20 protein-coding genes are annotated in these 20,209 nt (G+C 53.3%); 8 read left to right on the top strand and 12 right to left on the bottom strand.

Annotated features, from left to right (window positions below; all coding sequences use genetic code 11):
• Positions 1 to 96 precede the first annotated feature (96 nt).
• Genes ACJJIO_RS10065 through ACJJIO_RS10055 form a run of 3 tightly spaced genes read right to left on the bottom strand, consistent with a single transcriptional unit; the run spans position 97 to position 3,286 of the window.
• The gene (locus ACJJIO_RS10065) at positions 97 to 927 is read right to left on the bottom strand and encodes a hypothetical protein (RefSeq protein ID WP_444910902.1); all 831 of its coding nucleotides are present in this window, start codon (positions 925 to 927) and stop codon (positions 97 to 99) included.
• The gene (locus ACJJIO_RS10060) at positions 927 to 1,202 is read right to left on the bottom strand and encodes a YheV family putative zinc ribbon protein (protein ID WP_444910901.1); all 276 of its coding nucleotides are present in this window, start codon (positions 1,200 to 1,202) and stop codon (positions 927 to 929) included. The genes ACJJIO_RS10065 and ACJJIO_RS10060 overlap by 1 nt, the downstream gene beginning before the upstream one ends.
• A 35-nt stretch (positions 1,203 to 1,237) precedes the next feature.
• A complete protein-coding gene (locus ACJJIO_RS10055) occupies positions 1,238 to 3,286 on the bottom strand; it encodes a M3 family metallopeptidase (RefSeq protein ID WP_444910900.1) in 2,049 nt (682 codons plus the stop codon).
• A 65-nt stretch (positions 3,287 to 3,351) separates the two neighbouring features.
• Between ACJJIO_RS10055 and ACJJIO_RS10050 the strand changes: the two genes are divergently transcribed.
• The 3 genes from ACJJIO_RS10050 (at position 3,352) to ACJJIO_RS10040 (ending at position 5,451) form a co-directional block, all read left to right on the top strand.
• Entirely contained in the window at positions 3,352 to 3,906 is a 555-nt protein-coding gene (locus ACJJIO_RS10050; protein WP_444887638.1) for a gamma carbonic anhydrase family protein, read from the top strand.
• Positions 3,907 to 3,931: 25 nt separating this feature from the next.
• A complete protein-coding gene (locus ACJJIO_RS10045; protein ID WP_444887637.1) occupies positions 3,932 to 4,846 on the top strand; it encodes a LysR family transcriptional regulator in 915 nt (304 codons plus the stop codon).
• Between the two features lie 86 nt (positions 4,847 to 4,932).
• Complete coding sequence (locus tag ACJJIO_RS10040) at positions 4,933 to 5,451, top strand: hypothetical protein (protein ID WP_252083995.1); 519 nt, start codon at positions 4,933 to 4,935, stop codon at positions 5,449 to 5,451.
• Between the two features lie 53 nt (positions 5,452 to 5,504).
• Here the strand turns inward: ACJJIO_RS10040 and ACJJIO_RS10035 are convergent, their stop codons facing one another.
• The 9 genes from ACJJIO_RS10035 to ACJJIO_RS09995 form a co-directional block, all read right to left on the bottom strand.
• Complete coding sequence (locus ACJJIO_RS10035) at positions 5,505 to 5,915, bottom strand: hypothetical protein (protein WP_444883282.1); 411 nt, start codon at positions 5,913 to 5,915, stop codon at positions 5,505 to 5,507.
• A gap of 38 nt (positions 5,916 to 5,953) precedes the next feature.
• Positions 5,954 to 6,775 (bottom strand): shikimate dehydrogenase, encoded by an 822-nt coding sequence (gene aroE / locus ACJJIO_RS10030; protein ID WP_444910899.1) that lies wholly within the window; start codon positions 6,773 to 6,775, stop codon positions 5,954 to 5,956.
• A complete protein-coding gene (locus ACJJIO_RS10025; RefSeq protein WP_444888969.1) occupies positions 6,772 to 7,224 on the bottom strand; it encodes a DUF6841 family protein in 453 nt (150 codons plus the stop codon). The genes aroE and ACJJIO_RS10025 overlap by 4 nt, the downstream gene beginning before the upstream one ends.
• A 29-nt stretch (positions 7,225 to 7,253) precedes the next feature.
• The gene (hemF, locus tag ACJJIO_RS10020) at positions 7,254 to 8,159 is read right to left on the bottom strand and encodes an oxygen-dependent coproporphyrinogen oxidase (RefSeq protein ID WP_444883280.1); all 906 of its coding nucleotides are present in this window, start codon (positions 8,157 to 8,159) and stop codon (positions 7,254 to 7,256) included.
• A 28-nt stretch (positions 8,160 to 8,187) separates the two neighbouring features.
• On the bottom strand, positions 8,188 to 8,754 hold the full coding sequence (tsaC, locus tag ACJJIO_RS10015; RefSeq protein ID WP_444899411.1) for an L-threonylcarbamoyladenylate synthase type 1 TsaC: 567 nt from the start codon (positions 8,752 to 8,754) through the stop codon (positions 8,188 to 8,190).
• A gap of 285 nt (positions 8,755 to 9,039) precedes the next feature.
• Positions 9,040 to 10,263 (bottom strand): transglutaminase domain-containing protein, encoded by a 1,224-nt coding sequence (locus tag ACJJIO_RS10010; RefSeq protein ID WP_444910898.1) that lies wholly within the window; start codon positions 10,261 to 10,263, stop codon positions 9,040 to 9,042.
• Between the two features lie 88 nt (positions 10,264 to 10,351).
• Positions 10,352 to 11,794: a catalase gene (locus ACJJIO_RS10005; protein ID WP_444910897.1), complete on the bottom strand. Its 1,443-nt coding sequence runs from the start codon at positions 11,792 to 11,794 to the stop codon at positions 10,352 to 10,354.
• An 89-nt stretch (positions 11,795 to 11,883) separates the two neighbouring features.
• Positions 11,884 to 13,029 (bottom strand): DNA-processing protein DprA, encoded by a 1,146-nt coding sequence (gene dprA / locus ACJJIO_RS10000; RefSeq protein ID WP_444883277.1) that lies wholly within the window; start codon positions 13,027 to 13,029, stop codon positions 11,884 to 11,886.
• A gap of 96 nt (positions 13,030 to 13,125) precedes the next feature.
• On the bottom strand, positions 13,126 to 14,196 hold the full coding sequence (locus ACJJIO_RS09995; RefSeq protein ID WP_444910896.1) for a LysM peptidoglycan-binding domain-containing protein: 1,071 nt from the start codon (positions 14,194 to 14,196) through the stop codon (positions 13,126 to 13,128).
• Positions 14,197 to 14,380: 184 nt separating this feature from the next.
• On the opposite strand from ACJJIO_RS09995, the gene def reads away from it, so the two are divergent.
• From def to ACJJIO_RS09970, 5 genes are all read left to right on the top strand, one after another.
• The gene (gene def, locus ACJJIO_RS09990; RefSeq protein ID WP_444883275.1) at positions 14,381 to 14,887 is read left to right on the top strand and encodes a peptide deformylase; all 507 of its coding nucleotides are present in this window, start codon (positions 14,381 to 14,383) and stop codon (positions 14,885 to 14,887) included.
• A 64-nt stretch (positions 14,888 to 14,951) separates the two neighbouring features.
• Positions 14,952 to 15,905: a methionyl-tRNA formyltransferase gene (gene fmt, locus ACJJIO_RS09985; RefSeq protein ID WP_444910895.1), complete on the top strand. Its 954-nt coding sequence runs from the start codon at positions 14,952 to 14,954 to the stop codon at positions 15,903 to 15,905.
• Complete coding sequence (rsmB, locus tag ACJJIO_RS09980; RefSeq protein WP_444910894.1) at positions 15,902 to 17,209, top strand: 16S rRNA (cytosine(967)-C(5))-methyltransferase RsmB; 1,308 nt, start codon at positions 15,902 to 15,904, stop codon at positions 17,207 to 17,209. The genes fmt and rsmB overlap by 4 nt, the downstream gene beginning before the upstream one ends.
• Positions 17,210 to 17,239: 30 nt before the next feature.
• Complete coding sequence (gene trkA, locus ACJJIO_RS09975) at positions 17,240 to 18,625, top strand: Trk system potassium transporter TrkA (RefSeq protein ID WP_252083983.1); 1,386 nt, start codon at positions 17,240 to 17,242, stop codon at positions 18,623 to 18,625.
• 89 nt (positions 18,626 to 18,714) lie between these two features.
• Entirely contained in the window at positions 18,715 to 20,166 is a 1,452-nt protein-coding gene (locus ACJJIO_RS09970; protein WP_252083982.1) for a TrkH family potassium uptake protein, read from the top strand.
• Positions 20,167 to 20,209 lie beyond the last annotated feature (43 nt).

The following is a 20,209-nucleotide window of genomic DNA, read 5'->3' as shown; positions in this document are numbered from 1 at the left end:
TCTATGAAACTCATGGCTTCAGGAAATAAAAACAATAATCTCGGGATGACAAATATTGAGCGGGAACAATAATGTATTAATGCCCGCTCACAATTTTTAAAATCCCGAAGCTCTTATCTGCTTACTGACCAAAATCTGAGTGTAGTTGGAAAAGAACTCGCTTTCTCCTTGTAAAATTGCTCGATTCAAAATATCAATTTTGCTTCTTAGAGAGCGATCATAAAAATAAAGACTGCCACTACGCACAGTGTAAGCTTTCGGATTTTCGGCCATCAACTTATAAAAGGTTGATAATCTTTCAAGATATACATTGGCATTATTAAGTGAAAAATCCCCTTTCTGATAATAGTCCAGAACTTCTGTGTTTATTTGTTTTTGAATAAATTCTTTTTCTTCATCAGAAAATCTATAAACTTTCATCTGAGTACTTATATCACTGCGTAAATCTTTCAGGTATCTATCTGCTGCCTGTGCTGACTCTCTCAGTGCACCAATAGTTTTCTTACGTTTTCTCAGTGACTTTCTACTTTTAAACGTAGCAGCATCTGACATTTCAAATGAAGCGAGGTCGGCAAGCGGTCTGAAAATAGTAATATGTTGTAAATTGCTATTTCTTGTTAATTTATTACAGATATCGACAGCATACTCCCATTTCTTAAAGGATTTTCCCTCTAAAATCTTTTCCGGTAGCCCTTCGACACTCTCATTAAGTGATCGCTGTTGTTGCAGAACAAAGCCTGGATTCTTGTGCCAATCATTTGCCTGTAAACGAAATAGGCTGAGAAGTCCTTGGTTGACGCAACTGGCCAATAGATGTGAGGTCTGCTCCAGTTGCTGTTTCTGAATTTTTCGATAATGATTTAGGCCGTACAAGCCAGCAATAATTGCAATGGCAAGCACGGCTATAACTACAATTGCCTTTTTCACTACTTATTTTTTTTGGTAGGTTGAATAAATTTTACCGGTTCTTCACTCGCCTCTTTTCTCTGCCCGGTACTAACCCGGGTTAATAGCTCAGAAGGCGCGGACTGCAGGCGTATTTCATCTTTAAATCCGCAGGAAACACACTCACGAAAATTTTTTCCATCCTCCTGGTAATTGACTATACGATCCATCTCGCTACAGCGTGGGCAAACAGCGCCAGCAATAAATCGTTTTTTGGTTTTTTTGGAATGCCCACCGGAATTTTCCTGATCGACCATAGTTACTGCTCAACATGCATGACTTAACGGCCTTTTCAGGCCGGGCTGATATTTAATTCAAGCTGCTCAATACCTGAGTGACGCAATAGTGCATCAACATCGGGTTTTCTACCTCGGAATTCTACAAACAGGTCTAAAGCATCCCGGCTGCCACCCTGTTCGAGGATAGAATGCAAAAAACTCTCGCCAGTTGCACTGTCAAAAATACCCTTTTCTTCAAATAGTGAAAAGGCGTCTGCTGAGAGCACCTCTGCCCACTTATAGCTGTAATATCCTGCAGCGTAGCCACCGGCAAAAATATGGCTAAAACCATGCTGGAAGCGATTTTCCTTAGCCACAGGAACTACAGCCACCTCGGTGCGTACCTCTGACATCAGCTGCTGAATTTTCTGTGTCTCCATCACTTCTTCACTGGCGTGAAGTCGAAAATCAAAAATTGCAAACTCCAGTTGTCGCACAGTGAACATAGCGGACTGGAAATTCTTTGCCGCAAGCATTTTTTCTAGTAATTCTGCAGGCAACGGCTCTCCAGTTTGGTAATGAGAAGAGATCATGGCGATCGCCTCAGGTTGCCAACACCAATTTTCCAGGAACTGACTGGGCATTTCTACCGCATCCCAGGCCACACCATTGATACCCGAAACCGCCGCTATAGCAATTTGCGTTAGCATGTGATGCAGGCCATGGCCAAACTCGTGAAACAAGGTAGTGACTTCGTAATGTGTTAGCAGAGAGGGCATATCTCCTACTGCGGGGCTAAAGTTACACACCAGATAAGCGATAGGCAGCTGCAAGCCCTCTTCACCTTGGCGACGTGTGGCAACAGTATCCATCCAGGCACCCCCACGCTTTTTCTCTCGCGCGAAGGCATCCAGATAAAAGCCCGCGATACGTTCACCATTGCGATAAAGCCAGAAAAACTGTACATCTTTATGCCAGGTTTCCACAGTAGTGTCTTCCTGCACAGCAACTCCAAAGAGCTTTTCCACTACGGCGAATAAACCTTCCAGAACCTTGGCATAAGGGAAGTAAGGGCGTAGCTCTTCCTGGCTAATGGCATAACGCTGCTGCTTGAGTTTTTCCGCAACCCAAGCAATATCCCAAGGTTGAAGCTCTTCTAACTTATACTCTTCGCTGGCAAATAAGCGTAATTCAGCCATTTCCCGCTCGGCTGCGGGCTTGGCTCTCTTCGCCAGGTCATTGAGAAACTCCAATACGCCTTCGCAATCTGGCGCCATTTTACTGGCCAGAGATAACTCGGCGTAATTAGCCATTCCCAATAGCTGGGCCTGCTCTGCGCGAAGTGCCAAGATAGATTCCATCACTCCTGAATTGTCGAACTCTCCAGCGTTGGGCCCAACCTCAGAGGCACGGCTCACAAATGCGGTATGCACCAACCGGCGCAACTCTCGGTTCTCCGCATGAGTCATTACCGCCAAATAGCTCGGACCCTCTAGAGTGATCAACCAACCACTTTTGCCTTTTGTGTTTGCCGCACTTTTCGCCGCCGCTATAGCGGTTTCCGGCAAGCCAGTTAAATCTGCCTCATCTTCCGTATGCCAGGTCCAGGCATTGGTAGCATCCAAAACATTGTTGGCGAACTGGCTGGAAAGTTCAGCCAGGCGCTTGCTATTGGCTGCAAAGCGCTCCCGAGCTTCACCCTCCAGGCCGACCCCACTTAATTCGAAATCCCGTAAACCCAACTCTACAGATTTCTTTCGCGGCTGCGGCCAGCTCACAAAATCAGGCGATGCCGTCAGCTGTTGATACACCTCGTACAATTCGCGGTTTTGCCCTTGCTCAGTCCAATAGGCAGTTACCTGAGCAAGCGCCGCTTCATAGGGCGCTCTCCATTCACCACTCAGTACACTGTTGAGATGACTGATCGGAGAGAAGGCCCGGTTGAGTTGATCCTGAACCTGTTCAAGTGGCTGCAAGGTGCTTTCCCAGCCAGGTTTCTCTAAGCCTCTTTGTAACTGCCCTTGGCAGTCTCCGATGAGTTTTGCAATTGCAGGCTCAACCTGCTCGGGCTGCAGTTGGGTGAACGGTGGCAGAAGAGGGAGATTCAACAGTGGATTGGACATACGGGACCCTGTGCTCGAAATAGGATACAGCTATGATAGAGGATTCATTGTACAGGAGCTTCTTTATGTCCCCACTGCGCAGCCACAACGATTCTGCGAGCGAGAAATCCCCGCAACTTGGCCATCGTGTTTTTGTTGACCCACAGTCAGCTGTGATTGGCGATGTCACTCTGGGTGATGATTGCTCCGTATGGCCCATGGCGGTGGTACGCGGGGATATGCATCGAATTCAGATAGGTGCCCGTACCAGTGTCCAAGACGGTGCAGTATTACATATCACCCATGCGGGGCCGTTTAATCCCGAGGGGTGGCCACTGACAATCGGCGAAGACGTCACAATTGGCCACAAGGCCTGCCTGCATGGCTGTAGCATCGGCAACCGGATTTTGATCGGTATCGGCGCCATAGTACTCGACGGTGCGGTTATAGAAGACGAGGTCGTTTTAGCAGCAGGCGCGTTGGTACCACCAGGAAAAACCCTGGAGAGCGGTTATCTCTATGTGGGCTCCCCCTGCCGTAAAGCCCGCCCGTTATCCGACAAGGAAAAGGCGTTTTTTAGCTACTCTGCGCAAAATTATGTGAATCTGAAGGATCAATATCTGCGCCAGGATATTGAATAACTCATCGCCGGGCGATTCGACACTCATGCTCAATCTGAATACTGATCAATTGCATACTTTTGTACGCGCCTGCGAGCTGGACTCTTTCTCCGCTGTTGCCCGCGAACAGGGGCGTGCTCAATCCTCGGTAAGTGCCTGTATTCAGAATCTTGAGCTGGACCTGGGACTCGCCCTTTTCGACCGTAGCGGAAAATTCCCACACCCCACAGCTGCGGCCATGGCCCTGTTGCCACTTGCCCGCCAAGCGCTGGGGCAGCTGCAGCGTTTTCAGCAGGCCGCGGACTCCTATCAGCGCGGCGAAGAACCCGTGCTGCGTATCCTGTTTGAGGAGTTGGTGATGCCCGATCGCCTCAACGATGTACTGGCAAGCTTCAGCCAGCGTTTTGCCCACACCCAGCTGCAACTGCGCAGTTCCAGTCATCATCAGGCAGTGCAAAGTATCGCCAAAGGCGAAGCCGATTTTGCGTTTGTGACAAGCGGCGGCAGCTACCCGGGCGCACTAGAGTTCAACACACTCGGACGCCAACAAATTCTCTGCCTGGCCACACCCGACCATCCACTGGCGCATCAGCAGCCTAGCTCTCTGCGTGAGGCCGCGCGCCACCGACAAATAATCGCAGCCATGGAGGAGGGCCAACAACGCTGGCAGCTCTCGTCGCAGGTCTGGGTCTGCGATTCCCTGCTACAGGCCCTGGATCTGGCCTGCAAAGGCATAGGCTGGGTCAACGCGCCTTATGAGCTGGCTCGCCCTTTCCTGAAGAGTGGAAAACTGGTGGAGCTGAAACTCACCAGCGCACTGAGCGCCTGGAGCCTGGATGTCGACCTGTTGTGGTCGGCAAAAACAGCTCAAGGCAAAGCCGGCCTTTGGTTCGCCCGGGAAGCTCGGCGTCTATACGGTAATTATTACAGCCCACCTATCGAGAAATCCGATAGTTATTAATTTTTATCTAACAGCAATACCGATAAAACTTGGCTGCAGGGCCGAGGAGGTCCGACTTTCTATCACCGGCAATAGGAGCCATAGAGATGACAGAACAGCAGCAGCTGCAAGAAATGGATGCCTTCTCCAAGAAATATCGCTACGACATGGAGTATCTAAAAGAGTTTTTACGCTCGTCTCCAGAGGGCTTTGAAAAATTTGTACAGTTCCAGCCCCTGTCGATGCACCGGGAATTCTTACCGCTGGAGGTTTTTTGGGTGAGCAAACTGGCCGCCATGCAGGTGGCGGACTGCGGTGCCTGCCTGCAATTGAATGTGCGCATGGCGTTGGAAGCCAATGTCGCTCCGCAATTGGTGAAGGCCTGCATTCAGGGCGGCAGTAATTTACCGGAGCCTCTCAAGGATATTTTTGACTTTGCCACCGCGCTGGCCAGTTACAAAAATATTGATCCGTTGTTGGACCAGCGGATCTCTGAGCAGCTGGATAAAAAACAGCGAATCGAGCTGGGCGTCAGCGTCGCCACCGCCTCTGTATATCCCACTATCAAGAGAGCTATGGGCCACACCCAGAGCTGTAGCCTTATCGAAATTGAGTTTGAGGCCTGATTGGAGCAGCCGCCGCAGTCACTTGCGGCGGTGCCTAACTGGCCTCAGTTACTTTACTTACCCTGTAGTCGCAGCAGCGCGGATGCGGCAATACCGCCAATAGCACAGGCGAGAACGATCACTAGCGGAGTCATAGTTCCCAACACAAAAGCGCCATAGTCATAGCCTCGCTGGGGCAGGAGGTAGAACAGCAGGAATGCGGCAGGTAGCAGTGATAATAAAGCACCGCGCAATAGCCAAGCATTGCGCAAGGGGAGCAAGAACAACAGACCGCAGAGCCCGCCCCAAACGATACGCTGGTATAGATAAGCGTTACTGAGGTGCGGTGCCAAGTCTACCCCCAACCAGCGGGTAAATCCGTAGCTGCCCATAGCCCACAGACCCAGGGCATAACAAAGGCCGCCGAAACAACCCACCGCAAAGCACATAGAGAGATTACGCAACCACTCGCGCACAGCCAGCATCCTCTTAATTTTTGTTGTTATAACTTCAGCCGAATTAATCAGGCTGTTAGTGTTCGCCGCAACTGCGCCAACACCGGCTCAACACGGGGCTTCACCCCGCGCCATAAACAGAAGGCTTCCGCGGCCTGTCCCACCAGCATGCCGAGACCATCGGCTGCTTCAACCCCCAGTTCATGGGCCCAGTGTACAAAAGGCGTCGGCTTTGCACCGTAGACCATGTCATAGGCCCGACCAGTGCTTGTAAAAAGGTGTTCAGGCAGGGGGGGCAACTGGTTACCCAGGCTCGCCGAACTGGCATTGATAACCAGATCAAAACCTCCACACAGCTGATCCAGTCCGCCTGCAGTCATAGCCCCATAGTGGGAAAACTCATCTGCCAACTGACAGGCTTTAGCGGCGGTGCGGTTAGCGATATGTAGCTGTGAGGGATGCTCAGCCAGCAGCGGCAATAGGGCTCCGCGGGCGGCGCCACCGGCCCCCAGAAGTAACACCCGCTTATCCTGAATTGTCCAACCCAGATTGTTGCGGATATCTGAAACCAAGCCGGCGCCATCGGTATTGTCGCCCAGCAGATTTCCACTCTCTCCGTATACCAGGGTGTTCACCGCACCGGCAGCGGCCGCGCGCTCAGTAAGCGCATCAGCCAGCTCGCAAGCTTCAATCTTAAATGGCACTGTCACATTGAGGCCGCGCCCACCCTCGGCAAAAAAGGTTTGTACCGACTCAGTAAAACTATCGAGAGGGGCAAGTAGCTTTTCGTATACCAGGTCCTCGCCGGTCTGGGCGGCAAAGGCGGTGTGAATTTGTGGAGACAGGGAGTGGTCGACGGGATTGCCTATCACTGCATAGTGGTCACTCACGACTGGGCCCTCTTGCGCGCCCTGACCGCCTCGCGGATCTTGGCACTTTCATCGACGAGTACTAAAGCGTCAACTTTAAGGCCCTGCTCGGTATCTGTGAGCAGGTAACGTGTGTGTGAACTGTAGAGTTCGAGGGTCTTATCGTCCTCTTCTCTGTGATGTAACAGGGTCCAGCGTACACTGGCCAAGCTGCTGTAATCATTCAATTCGATGATTTCAGTGACAGTGCCGAGTATCTGGCATACCTCCAGGCGCTTATAAGCGTTGAGCAGCTTCTCAACCTGCTGCACGAAGGCGCCGCGATCTACCGCCAGTTTGTTGCCATCTTCACGGTAATAATGCAGGGGAAAGCGGTAATAGTCCGCTATTTGTTCCGCATCCCCGGTCTCAAAGTGACGCCTGTAATCCAAAAATAGCGAGTTGATGGCTTCCAATCGCGTTTGTTGCACAGCGAACCTCCGTAGTGCCTGATCTGGGGTTATACCCAGTCCCTATGCGGCAGAAAATCCGTGTAGAGTTTTTCCTCCGCCGAACCTGCTTCTGGGTGCCAGTCGTATTTCCAACTCACCAGCGAGGGCAATGACATAAGGATAGATTCGGTGCGCCCACCGCTTTGCAGGCCAAACAAGGTGCCGCGATCGAATACCAGGTTAAATTCCACATAACGGCCGCGGCGGTAAAGCTGGAAATCCCGCTCGCGTTCGCCGTAAGACGTATCCTTGCGCTTTTGAATAATGGGCAGGTAAGCATCCAAATAACTGTCACCCACGGCGCGAGTTAGGGCAAAGGCGTTTTCAAAACCACCTTCGTTAAAATCATCGAAGAAAAGGCCGCCTACTCCGCGGGCCTCATCGCGATGCTTCAGGTAAAAATACTTGTCACACCACTGCTTGAAGCGCGGATAGATCTCTTCACCAAATGGCGCACAGGCGCTCTTTGCAGTATTGTGCCAATGCACCACATCCTCTTCGAAACCGTAGTAAGGAGTGAGGTCATAGCCTCCCCCAAACCACCAGATCGGCTCGGCGCCAGGCTTTTTGGCCACGAACAGGCGCACGTTGGCGTGACTTGTGGGTACATAGGGGTTGCGCGGGTGGATCACCAAAGAAACCCCCATCGCTTCGAAAGAGCAGCCAGCCAACTCTGGGCGGCTAGCCGTAGCAGAGGGCGGCAGGCCGTCACCATAGACGTGCGAGAAATTGACCCCACCTTTCTCGATTAAATTTCCCTCTTCCAGCACACGGGTTCTACCGCCCCCGCCGCCGGGCCTCTCCCAGGCGTCTTCGTGAAACTCCAGGCCGTCCTCGCTACCCAGCGCGCTGCAGATTCGATCCTGTAGATCCAGCAGGTAGCCCTTTACTTCCTTGGTATCAATATCACTCATTGGGAAACACTAACTCGTTTTAAAGAATTCATCCGCCCGCCCGCAACTGCTCTCCGCTGAGCAGGTCGCGAATCTCACTGGGGGAATTTCGGCCCCCGGTGGAACCACCGCCGACAAAGTCGAGGGCATCACCAAAATAGCGAAGTACCTGGTACTTGTGTCGGGCAGGTTGACACCCCGCCGGATTGGCAGAAGTGGATACGATAGCACCGCCAAAAGCCCTTGTTAACGCAGCGGTGAAAGAGTGTTCGGTATGACGCAGGGCCACTGCGGGATGGGCACCACAGACCCAATAGGGTATGCGGTCGCGATGGGGCACCAGCCAGGTCACGGGTCCGGGCCAGGTTTCCCGCATCTTTTCGCGCTGCTCAGCGCTGAGTGGGTCGAGCAGCTGACTAAAACTTTCCTCCTCACCGGAAACCAGGATCAGACCCTTTTCCAGTGGGCGGTTCTTCAGTCGCAGCAGGCGCCTTACGGCCTGCAGATTATTTGGATCACAGGCGAGGCCCCACACGGACTCGGTAGGGTGCGCGATAACACCACCCGCCGCAAGAGCACGGGCAGCCTTCTGTACAGCAAGCGGAGAGTACCTCATGACAGTATCGCTGCTACTTCGCTTCGCACTGCTGGATGTCTAACTTCTCCAGTACACCGAAGGCGGCTTTCATAACTGGCAGATCGGGGCTGGCCCCCAACAGGATCGCTACAAAAGGCTTGCTCATTTCAACTCTCTCAACTGTCAAAGTGGGGACAAGCGCCAAAATCTAGCGGATTGCGCAGCCGTGCACAAGGTGTTGCCTTCAGCATTTCAAAACAGAGGCAACTTTGTGCTTATGGTACAAATAGCTTCATATCTTGTCTTGTAATATGGCGTCTTAATTTAAGTATCTTGATACCACCAAGCCCATCGAGAGAATGGGCGTCTATATTCTTTATTACGAGTTACTGGCTCAATATTCTCTATTCCCAGAGCATCAAATTTTTTCTTATAATGTGTTTGATCATACCTTGTGTCTGACAGAATTAATGCCTGCTGAAAATTCTTACGATAACCTCGACTCCCAAACTTGAATCGCGCAAGCCCCAGAAGGTAATGAAAGCGATGATCGTTTTTTTCTAGTGAAATTGCATTCTTAATGTTTCGGATTGCCGAGACGTAATCTTTTTTCGAGTAAGCTGCCTGAGCACTGGCATACCAGTAATAAGGGTTTTGTTCACGGTAACTTTGTAACTGTTTAGAGAGAATCTGAGCGGACTCCAAATCTCCCCTCTCCCTGAGCGCCCTTTCCATATTATTCAGTGCAACCATATTATGGCTATCCAGCTCTAGAGAGACTTTGTAAGTGTTGATCGCCAGATTTCGATAGCCTGCAGATCGATAAATTGCACCTAGATTACTCCATAGATTTGAGGAATCAGGCGACAATAATAATGCCTTACGAATATAGAGAAAGGCCTGTTTGAAGTTCCTATCTGAAAGGAAGTCTACTGATAAATTACTATAGAATTTAGAAAATGCTTCCGAGTCATCTAACACCTCCCCATGATAATCTGATTCGTAGTCAATAAAATTAAAATCCAAAATCTGTTTTTTACTTCCTAGGTCTGAAATAGTATTGATGTGTTGATAAACATAGGTCTGCTGATCCTCCAAGTATCGAGTTTCTGGAATAAATACCTGATTAAAGTTTATTTCTATTCCGAGCTCCCTAACCATGGCAACCATAAAAGCACTAAAGGCCATACAGTTACCCCTCTTTTCTAAAAACACTTCAGAAGCACTTAAAGTGGCATTAGCCTCATAAAAGAGAGAGAAATCAACCTCCTGTAACTTTAGCAAAAAATTATTTAACCGATCAGTATCGTCTTTACCTTTTATTTCATCTAAAAACATTTCCATTTCGGAATTTATTGCCAAAATATCAACTTCTGGCAGATCATTAATTTTTACAGGCTCTCCAATTAAAATAGAACCAGATAAAAGCTGCTTTTTAGAAAACTCTGAAGGTGGTAACAAATCGACAATAGATGGTTGAACTGAACAAGCTGACAGCCAAACAGTGAAAAATGAGAGGGCAGTTATTTTTTTTATCATCCAATCCATAAGCTTATCTTCTTTTTTTTAAAAAGTAAGAAATACATTTTTACCATAATTGTCAGGTAATTAAAGCTTTACGAAATAGAAAGTATTTTTATTTTTTTCCTAAAGATAACTCTACGCCCTCAGCATAACTAGAGTCGACCTGGGAAAAAAGTACCAATTGTCGCTGTACTATCTCATCCGGAACTCCGGCCATGGCTCTGGCAATATTGCCAAAGAGTCTCTGTTTTTCGGCGTCATCGAAGAGATTGAAAAGCGTCCGCACTTGGCCGTAATCATCGTTGCCCTCGCGATGATCGTAGCGATCGGCAGCACCGGAAAGCTTTAGTGGCGGCTCCTTGGCACTGGGGTCTTGCTGCGGGCCGTTGAAACTGTTGGGGTCGTAATAGGCATCGGGATTGCCTGTGCGAATCCCGCTGGTATTCATCTCCCCGTCTCGATAGTAGTTATGCACTGGGCATTGGGGTGCATTTACCGGAAGACTCTCATAGTGAGTACCCAAACGGTGGCGATGGGCATCGGCATAGGAAAACACTCGCGCCTGTAGCATTTTATCTGGGGAGAAACTAATGCCCGGTACTACGTTTGAGGGAGAGAATGCTGCCTGTTCCAGTTCGGCAAAATAATCATCGGGGTTGCGATTCAACTCCATTTCGCCAATCTCAATCAGCGGGTAATCCCTATGTGGCCACACTTTGGTGAGATCGAAAGGGTTGTAATTTGTCTTGGCAGCATCGGCCTCGGGCATTACTTGTAGCTGTAGACTCCACTTGGGATAGTCACCCTTCTCAATCGCACCAAACAGGGCTTCCTGATAACTCTCGCGAGTGCGGCCAATCACTGACTCCGCTTCGGCATCGGTATGAAATTTGTGCCCCTGGCATGTCTTGAAATGGAACTTCACCCAGAAGCGCTCGCCGGCACTGTTCCACAGAGAGTAGGTGTGGGAGCCGTAACCATTCATATGCATAGGTGAAATTGGCAGGCCGCGATCTGAAAACAGGATCGTAACTTGGTGCAGGCTCTCTGGAGATAGCGACCAAAAATCCCACATGGCTGTAGGGGAGCGTAAGTGCGTGCGGGGATGACGTTTTTGCGTGTGGATAAAATCGGGAAACTTATAGGGGTCGCGTACGAAGAAGACCGGGGTGTTATTGCCCACCAGATCCCAGTTGCCGTCTTCTGTATAAAACTTGAGGGCAAAGCCGCGCACATCGCGCTCGGCATCCGCCGCCCCCAACTCTCCGGCTACAGTGGAAAAGCGGGCTATCATTGGTGTTTCAGCACCGGGCTGCAATACCTTGGCGCAGGTGTACTTGGCAATATCTCCGCTAATCCGCAGAGTACCGTAAGCTCCCCAGCCCTTGGCATGTACCGTGCGTTCGGGAATCCGCTCACGGTTTTGATGAGCGAGCTTCTCCAGCAGTTGATAATCCTGCATCAATAGGGGGCCACGTGGTCCGGCGCTAAGGCTGTTTTGGTTATCCGCGATGGGTGCGCCAGCATCCGTGGTGAGCTTGGAATTATTCGCCATGACTTGCCTCCTGTGTTCGAGTCCACAGAGTATTAACGCAGCGCTTTGACTTCGCGAATCGCTCGGCGGCTGGTCCTTCAGGGGAGGATTCAGGTGGCCACGCCTTCTTTCTGGAGACAGCAGGCTGCTCCCTGAGCCGTCAATTGATAACCACCGGGCAGCTGCTCCAATAGCTCTAGCAACTCCATTTGCAATAGCAGCGCCATCAGTTCACCCGCCGGCTCCCCAGTATCCACAGCCAACTGCTCGATACTGCGAGGCCCTCCCTGCAGGGCTAATAACACTGACAGCTGCTGATTATCCAGCGGGGTATTGCTTAGGGGCTCACTATCCGCAGGCTCCGCTAACAGCCCCCCCAGCTGCCCGGCGATATCTGCGCTGGTCTCCACCAATGTTGCCCCCTCGCGAATCAGGTGGTGACAGCCCCTGGCCATCGGGTTGTGGATGGAGCCGGGGATAGCGAAAACCTCTCGATTTTGCTCCAACGCCAGCCGCGCAGTGATTAGCGACCCCGATCGCATCGCAGCCTCCACTAGCAGCACTCCCATAGAGAGCCCACTGATAATCCGGTTGCGACGCGGGAAGTTTTTCGCCTCAGCGCTACTGCCGAGTGGCAGTTCACTGACAATGGCGCCACCCGCGCTCAGGATTTCTTCCGCCAAGGCGCGGTTCTGACGCGGATAGACGGAGTCGACACCGCTGCCCAGCACCGCAATCGTGGCTCCCTGTCCCCGCAAAGCACCCTGGTGCGCGGCTGCATCTACCCCCAGTGCTAGCCCCGAAGTGATGGCAAAACCGGATCCGGCGAGCTCCATGGCAAAACTGCGAGCATTATCCAGGCCAGAAGTCGTGGCGCGACGCGCACCAACAATAGCGATTTGGGGCAAGGTGAGAGCAGCAGCTTCGCCCCGCACATAGAGTATTGGCGGTGGTCGCGAGATCTCTGCGAGCAAATTCGGGAAACCTGCATCACCGTGGTACAGCAGCTGCACGCCGATTTGTGCACAGCGGGCGCGCTCGGCTGCCACCCACTCCAACAATTCGCTCTGCAGGCCAAGACGACAACAATCACGCCACTGGGATTGGGCCCGCGGCGGTAGTTTGCTCAACAAAGTTGGGGGGAATTGCAGTAAGGCCCGATCGGGGCTGCCAAAGTGCTCTAGCAGCTGCCAGTAGCGGGCGGGCCCCAGGCCCTCTAAACGCAGCAGGGCCATGCTGGCGGTCAACGCATCCATGCGGGCTCACTATTTTTGTCTGTTTTACAGGAGAGGTTGTATTCAGATTTGCGGCGCTCCAAACAGCAAGAGGCGCCGCTCGATTTCTATGCTTATTTAGGGATTGCGCACCGAGTCCATCACCGCCAAGGGGCGATCAGCTTCGAGAATAAGCGCCAGGCTCATCTTTTCAAAAGTGCGGAAAACCATCATCTCACCTGCGCGCTCATCGGGCAGCTTCACGCTGTCTCCGGCGATACGATCGCGCACTACAGAACCGCGCTTATAAACTGCCATCACATTGCCAGGCACTATGCCATCGCGCTCACCCAGATTGAGGATAACTACGTCGAATTTACCAATCTGAGTCACCCCCTCATCGACACCAACAATCAAGCCATTCACTGTCACGGCCGGGGCACTGGGGTGAAAGAGTGCATCGATAGAACGCTCTTCCACTGGCATCAAATGATCCTCGAGACGGATCTCGCGGGCGGTGCTGGCCACGCCCAGGGTGGCGACGGAGAATCCAGGGCGGTTATCCGGGTCCAGCTGTAGCAAATCCACTTCACCTATCCCAAGAGCCTGGCGTCCTAGAGTCTCATTGCTGACGGGGTCCACATACACCGGGCCCGGGCGGTAGAGACCGTAGGAGGCCAGGGGCACTTCAAAATCACCGCGTGCGTAGATGGTATCGCCGGCACCCATCAAAATGTGGTTATCGGAACCGGACACAATATAGGGCGTACCCTCGAAGGCATTGGGCTCGACGATACGGGTGCGCGAGAGGAAGGCATTGATGGCATCGAGGGGAATCGCCGGAATCGCATCCTCCACGGCTTCGCGACGGATCTGCGGCGTTAAGCGGTTACCATTAACACCGGGAGACAATTGATAAGCTCTCGGGCCGCGCTGCAGCTGCAGTTGCGGCTGGCCATCCACATACACCAGGCGCAGGCTGTCGCCGGGGTAAATCAAGTGAGGGTTTTCAACCTGGGGGTTTACTTGCCAGATCTCCGGCCAATACCAGGGCTGTACCAGAAATTCACTGGAGATATCCCAGAGGGTATCGCCCTTTTGCACAACATAGGCATCCGGATGGCTGGGGTTCAGGCGCACCTGATCCTGCGCTTGGGTGCCAAGGGCGACCGCCAACATCGAGACGGCGGCCAGGATTATTTTTTTCATGGAAGCATTCCTATGCTCTTTATCGCTATAATTCTCAGCGCCGAACCACCCTTCCTACAGGAAGTGTGGCCGGCCCCGGGCGCAAGGCGCCAGCGAAAATCGGGGTCCACTCGGTAAATATTGAGCGCGATCATAATGTTATCAGCGCACGTTCAACGAATACTAGAAGTTTGTCACAGGTGTTATGGCTAAACTCGAGATACTGGAATTTCCCGATCCGCGCCTGCGTGAGATCGCCAAACCCGTCGCAGAAGTTACCGACGCGCACCGTCAACTGCTGGACGACATGTTCGAAACCATGTACGCCGCACCTGGCATAGGCCTCGCCGCCACCCAGGTCAATGTGCACGAGCGCATCGTAGTGGTGGATATTTCCGAAGACAGCAGCGAGCCGTACGGATTTATCAACCCGGAGATCGAAGTACTGGACCCGGAGATCCACCAGTACGACGAGGGTTGCCTGTCGGTACCCGGTTTCTACGAGACGGTAGAACGCCCGCGCAGGGTGCGAGTCAAGGCGCTGGATCGCAACGGCGAACCTTTTGCCATAGAGGCAGAGGGGTTGCTGGCGGTGTGTATCCAGCACGAAGTTGACCACCTGGATGGCAAACTGTTCGTGGATTACATCTCCCCACTCAAGCGCAACCGCATTCGCTCCAAGCTGGAAAAGTCCCAGCGCCGACGCGCCTGATCTATAAGAACTGGCCGCCGGCTGGCCCGGCGCCATCTCCACCCCTCGATCTGAGAATCCGCCAGTGAATATCATTTTTGCCGGCACGCCGGACTTTGCCGCCGTGCACCTGCAGGCGCTGCTCGACAGCGACCACACTGTCATCGCCGTTTACACCCAACCGGACAGGCCGGCGGGGCGCGGTAAGAAACTACTGGCCAGCCCGGTCAAGCAGCTGGCCCTCTCCCACGATATCCCCGTTTATCAACCTCAGAGCCTGCGCGACCAGGCAGCTCAGGAAGAGCTGGCGGCACTCGGCGCCGATATCATGGTGGTGGTGGCCTATGGACTGATCCTGCCGCAAGCAGTGCTGGACACCCCGCGACTGGGCTGTATCAACGTACACGCCTCCCTGCTACCGCGCTGGCGCGGCGCCGCTCCCATTCAGCGCGCCGTCGAGGCGGGAGACAGCCACAGCGGTGTGGCAATCATGCAAATGGAAGCCGGGCTTGATACGGGTCCGGTACTGGTGGAGCGCCGCTGTGACATTACTGAGAAAGATACGGGAGGCAGCCTGCACGACAAGCTCGCCGAACTCGGTGGCCCGGCTCTGATTGAAGCCCTAGCGCAGCTAGCCTCAGGCGTCGCCAAGCCGGTGGCTCAAGATGATGCTACAGCCAATTACGCTAATAAAATCAGCAAAGAGGAAGCGCGCATCGACTGGCAGCGCCCGGCGCAAGAACTGCAGCGCCAGATCCGCGCCTTCAATCCCTTCCCGGTGTGTTGGACTACCTATAGCGAAAGTAAAGGCGAGCAACGCCTGCGTATCTACAGCGCCAGCCTGGAACGCGGCTGCCACAGCGATACGCCCGGTACCATTCTAGCCAGCGATGACGAAGGTATTCTGGTGGCCTGTGGTCGCGAAGCCCTGCGTCTGCAAGTACTTCAGCTACCCGGTAAAAAAGCGCTGCCCGCAGCGGAAATTTTGAAAGGCTACCGGGCGCTATTCACTCCCGGCACACAATTGGGATCACTATGAATAGAGATGTACGCGCCGAAGCAGCCCGAGTAGTAGCCGCACTGCTGGAAGCGCAAGGTTCACTGGCACGCCTGCTACCTAAAGCCGAAGACAAGGTTGAGGAGCGCGACCGCGCCCTGCTCCGCGAGCTGTGCTACGGCAGTGCCCGCACCGCCCCGCGCCTGCAACTGATCGCTACCAAGCTACTGCGCAAAACCCCCAGCGATAGCCTGGTGAGCGCACTGATCCTGCTGGGCCTGTATCAACTGGAATACACCCGCATCCCCGATCACGCTGCTATCTCTGCCACGGTCAATGCCGCCCGCAGTCTCAAGTTGGATCGCGCCACTGGCCTGATCAACGGCGTACTGCGCAACGCTTTACGCGAACGCGAGCGTTTGCAGCGAAAATTGTCCGGCAACCCCCAGTTCAGCTCTATGCACCCCGCCTGGATGCAACAGGCGATCAAAGCCGCCTGGCCAGTGCAAGCGTCGGAGATTTTTCGCGCTAACAATACCAATCCCCCCATGACCTTGAGGGTCAACAGCGCGCGCATTTCCCGCGAGGATTACCTGCAGCAGCTCGACGAGACCGGCCTGTCCGCCGAGGCCTGTACCCTCTCTCCGGTTGGCATCACCCTGCTCGAAGCAGTACCTGTGGGAATTCTGCCCGGTTTTGCCGAGGGCTTGGTGAGTGTGCAAGATGAATCCGCCCAGCTGGCAGCGCAACTGCTGGCACCCTGTGAAGGCGAGCGGGTGCTGGATGCCTGTGCCGCGCCGGGAGGCAAAAGCTGCCATCTATTGGAGCAGCAGCCCGCTATAGAATTGAGTGCCCTGGATATCGAGGAGGAGCGACTCGATCGGGTGCAGGAAAACCTCGAACGTTGCGGCCTCTCCGCACAGTTAATTTGCGCCGATGCGGCTGCGCCGGATACCTGGTGGGATGGACAGCAGTACGACCGTATTCTGCTCGATGCACCCTGCTCTGCCACCGGGGTGATTCGCCGCAACCCGGATATCAAACTGCTGCGCCGTGCCGAGGATATCGCCGAGTTGGCCAGGCTGCAGGCGGAAATTCTGCGCGCCACCTGGGCACTGCTCAAACCCGGTGGCAGTCTGCTATACGCCACCTGTTCAGTGTTACCGGCCGAAAATAGTGAAGTTGTCGCCGCCTTCGTTGCGGAGACCGACGATGCGAGCGACAATACTCCGCAACTGCTGCACGGTAAGTCCTGGGGTGAAAAACAAGTTGCTGGAATGCAACTGTTACCCCATAACGGTGGCGGCGACGGTTTCTACTACGCTCTGCTCAGCAAGGCCGAATAACAGCAGCGCTAGCCGCGAGTCTCATCCGATATGAAAATTGTCATTCTCGGCGCCGGCCAGGTGGGCGGCTCACTGGCGGAGGCTCTGGCCTCCGAGCGCAATGATATTGTGCTGGTGGACAGCGACGAAAAAACTCTGCGCGAGTTGCGTGATCGCATTGATATTGGCGTGGTCAACGGCCACGCCTCCCATCCCGACGTGCTGATGAATGCCGGCATTGAGGATGCCGATATTCTGGTGGCGGTCACCAATAACGATGAAACCAATATGGCAGCCTGCCAGATTGCCCATTCATTGTTCCGTGTGCCCACCAAGATCGCGCGCGTGCGCGCCTCTTCCTATCTGCAGTACCCCGAGTTATTCGACAACCAGGCGATACCCATCGACGTTTTGATCAGCCCCGAGCAGCTGGTCTCCGAATATATCGCACGCCTGATGGAACACCCTGGCGCGCTACAGGTGCTAGATTTCGCCGGTGGTCGCGTGCAGCTGGTCACTGTATTGGCAGTTCAGGGCGGCCCTCTGGTAGGCCATCAGCTGCGCTATCTGCGCGAGCACATGCCCAAGGTGGATACCCGTGTGGCGGCCATCTACCGGCGCAACCGGCCGATCATTCCCCAGGGGGACACGGTGCTCGAGGCCGGCGACGAGGTATTTTTTATCGCCGCACGCGCCGATATCCGTGCGGTAATGAGCGAGTTGCGCCGCCTGGAACACGGTTATAAGCGCGTGGTAATTGCCGGTGGTGGCAATATTGGCCTGCGGCTCGCAACCAAATTGGAAAACCGCTACTCGGTTAAAATTATTGAGCGCAGCCATGAACGCTGCGTATTTTTATCCGAGGAGCTGTCTCACACCATTATCTTGCACGGCAGCGCCTCGGACCAGGAGCTGTTGCTGGAAGAAAATATTGAGGACACCGATGTTTTCCTCGCACTCACCAACGATGACGAAGCTAACATCATGTCATCGCTACTGGCCAAACGCCTGGGCGCGCGCAAGGTGATGACCCTGATCAACAACCGCGCCTACGTGGACCTGGTTCAAGGCGGTGAAATCGATATTGCCATTTCGCCCCAGCAAAATACTATCGGCAGCCTGCTCACCCATGTGCGCCGCGGCGATATGGTTAATGTGCACTCCCTGCGTCGCGGTGCCGCCGAGGCGATCGAAGTTGTCGCCCACGGCGACGAGCGCACCTCCAAGGTGGTGGGAAAGAAAATCGAGGATATCGATCTGCCCGAGGGCGCCTCCATCGGTGCCATAGTGCGCGAAACAGAAAATGGCAGCGAAGTTTTGATGGCGCACGACGATGTAATTGTGCAAAGCGACGATCACGTGATTGTATTCCTGGTGGATCGCCGCCAAACACGCCATGTGGAGCAGTTGTTCCAGGTTGGCTTCGGCTTTTTCTAAATCATATTTTTTATTGAATAGTCCGGCGATTACAAACTCCGCCGTCCATATATATAAAGTAACAACAGATAACAGGCTGACAGGCGCCAATGCGAATTGCGGTAATTGCGCGAGTTTTCGGAATTCTCCTCACTGTGTTCAGCCTGACACTGCTGCCACCGATCGCCGTGTCCCTTTGGTATGAGGACCATACCCACAACGCCTTCGTTATTGCCTTTGTGATCACTCTGGTGACCGGCTTGTTTATGTGGCTGCCCGTGCACGACCTGCGCCAGGATCTGCGCACCCGCGACGGCTTTGTGGTGACTTCGCTATTCTGGCTAATCCTCGGCAGCTTTGGCTCCCTGCCGTTTATTATCAGTCCACAGCCGGACCTGAGTATTACCGATTCTATTTTTGAATCGATTTCCGGGCTCACCACCACTGGCGCCACCGTAATTACCGGCCTAGACTCCCTGCCTCCAGCCATCCTCTACTACCGCCAGCAGCTGCAGTGGTTTGGTGGTATCGGCGTAATTGTTATTGCACTGGCAATCCTGCCCATGCTCGGCATCGGTGGTATGCAGCTGTACAAGGCGGAAATACCCGGCCCAGTGAAAGATACCAAGCTGACACCGCGCATCGCCGAGACGGCGCGGGCACTGATCGTAATTTATGTAATCCTGACCATTCTGTGCGGCATCGGTTACTGGTGGGCGGGCATGACCGTGTTCGATGCCGTGGGACACGCCTTCTCCACCGTGGCTAACGGCGGCTTTTCCACCCACGATGCCAGTATGGGCTTCTACGCTCACAACCGGGCCATTATGGTGATCTGCATTATTTTCATGTTCACCGCGGCGATTAACTTTGGCCTGCATTTTTATGCCTTCCGCAATAAAACCCTCAAGCACTACTGGCGCGATTCCGAATTTCGTTTCTACGTAATGCTGATTTTGGGGGCCGGCCTGTTGATCAGCTGTTATCTGTGGATTCTGAATATCTTCTCACCAGGCAACAGCCTGCTACACGGTTTCTTCCAGGTGGTTTCTATCAGTACCACTGCCGGCTTTGCCTCTGAAAACTTTTCCGCCTGGCCGGTATTCCTTCCCTACGCATTGCTTCTTCTGGGTATTCTCGGCGCCTGTGCCGGCTCTACCTCTGGTGGTATCAAAGCGGTACGCGGCATGTTGATTATGAAATCCGGTATGCGCGAATTGAATCGACTGGTGCACTCCAATGCGGTGATACCCATTAAGATCAACCGCAAGATCGTACCCGATCGGGTAACCGATGCTGTGTGGGGCTTTTTTGCCGTCTATGTGCTGTCGTTTTTTATTCTCTCGATTATTGTGATTGCCACCGGCGAAGATTTCGTCACCTCTGTGACAACGGTGGCCTCCTGCCTGAGCAATATCGGCCCGGCTCTGGGTGAGGCCGCATCTCACTACGGTTCAGTCAATGAGGTGGCCAAGTGGTTTCTGATCCTCGCCATGCTGATGGGACGCCTGGAAATTTTCACCCTACTGGTGCTCTTAACTCCCGCCTTTTGGCGCCACTAATTTGGCGCCAACGCCGCAAGTCAGATCGAATAGCAATATTTTT

The organism is Microbulbifer mixtoriginis (SeqCode), from assembly GCF_052467235.1.
This window is presented reverse-complemented; position numbering and strand designations above follow the sequence as displayed.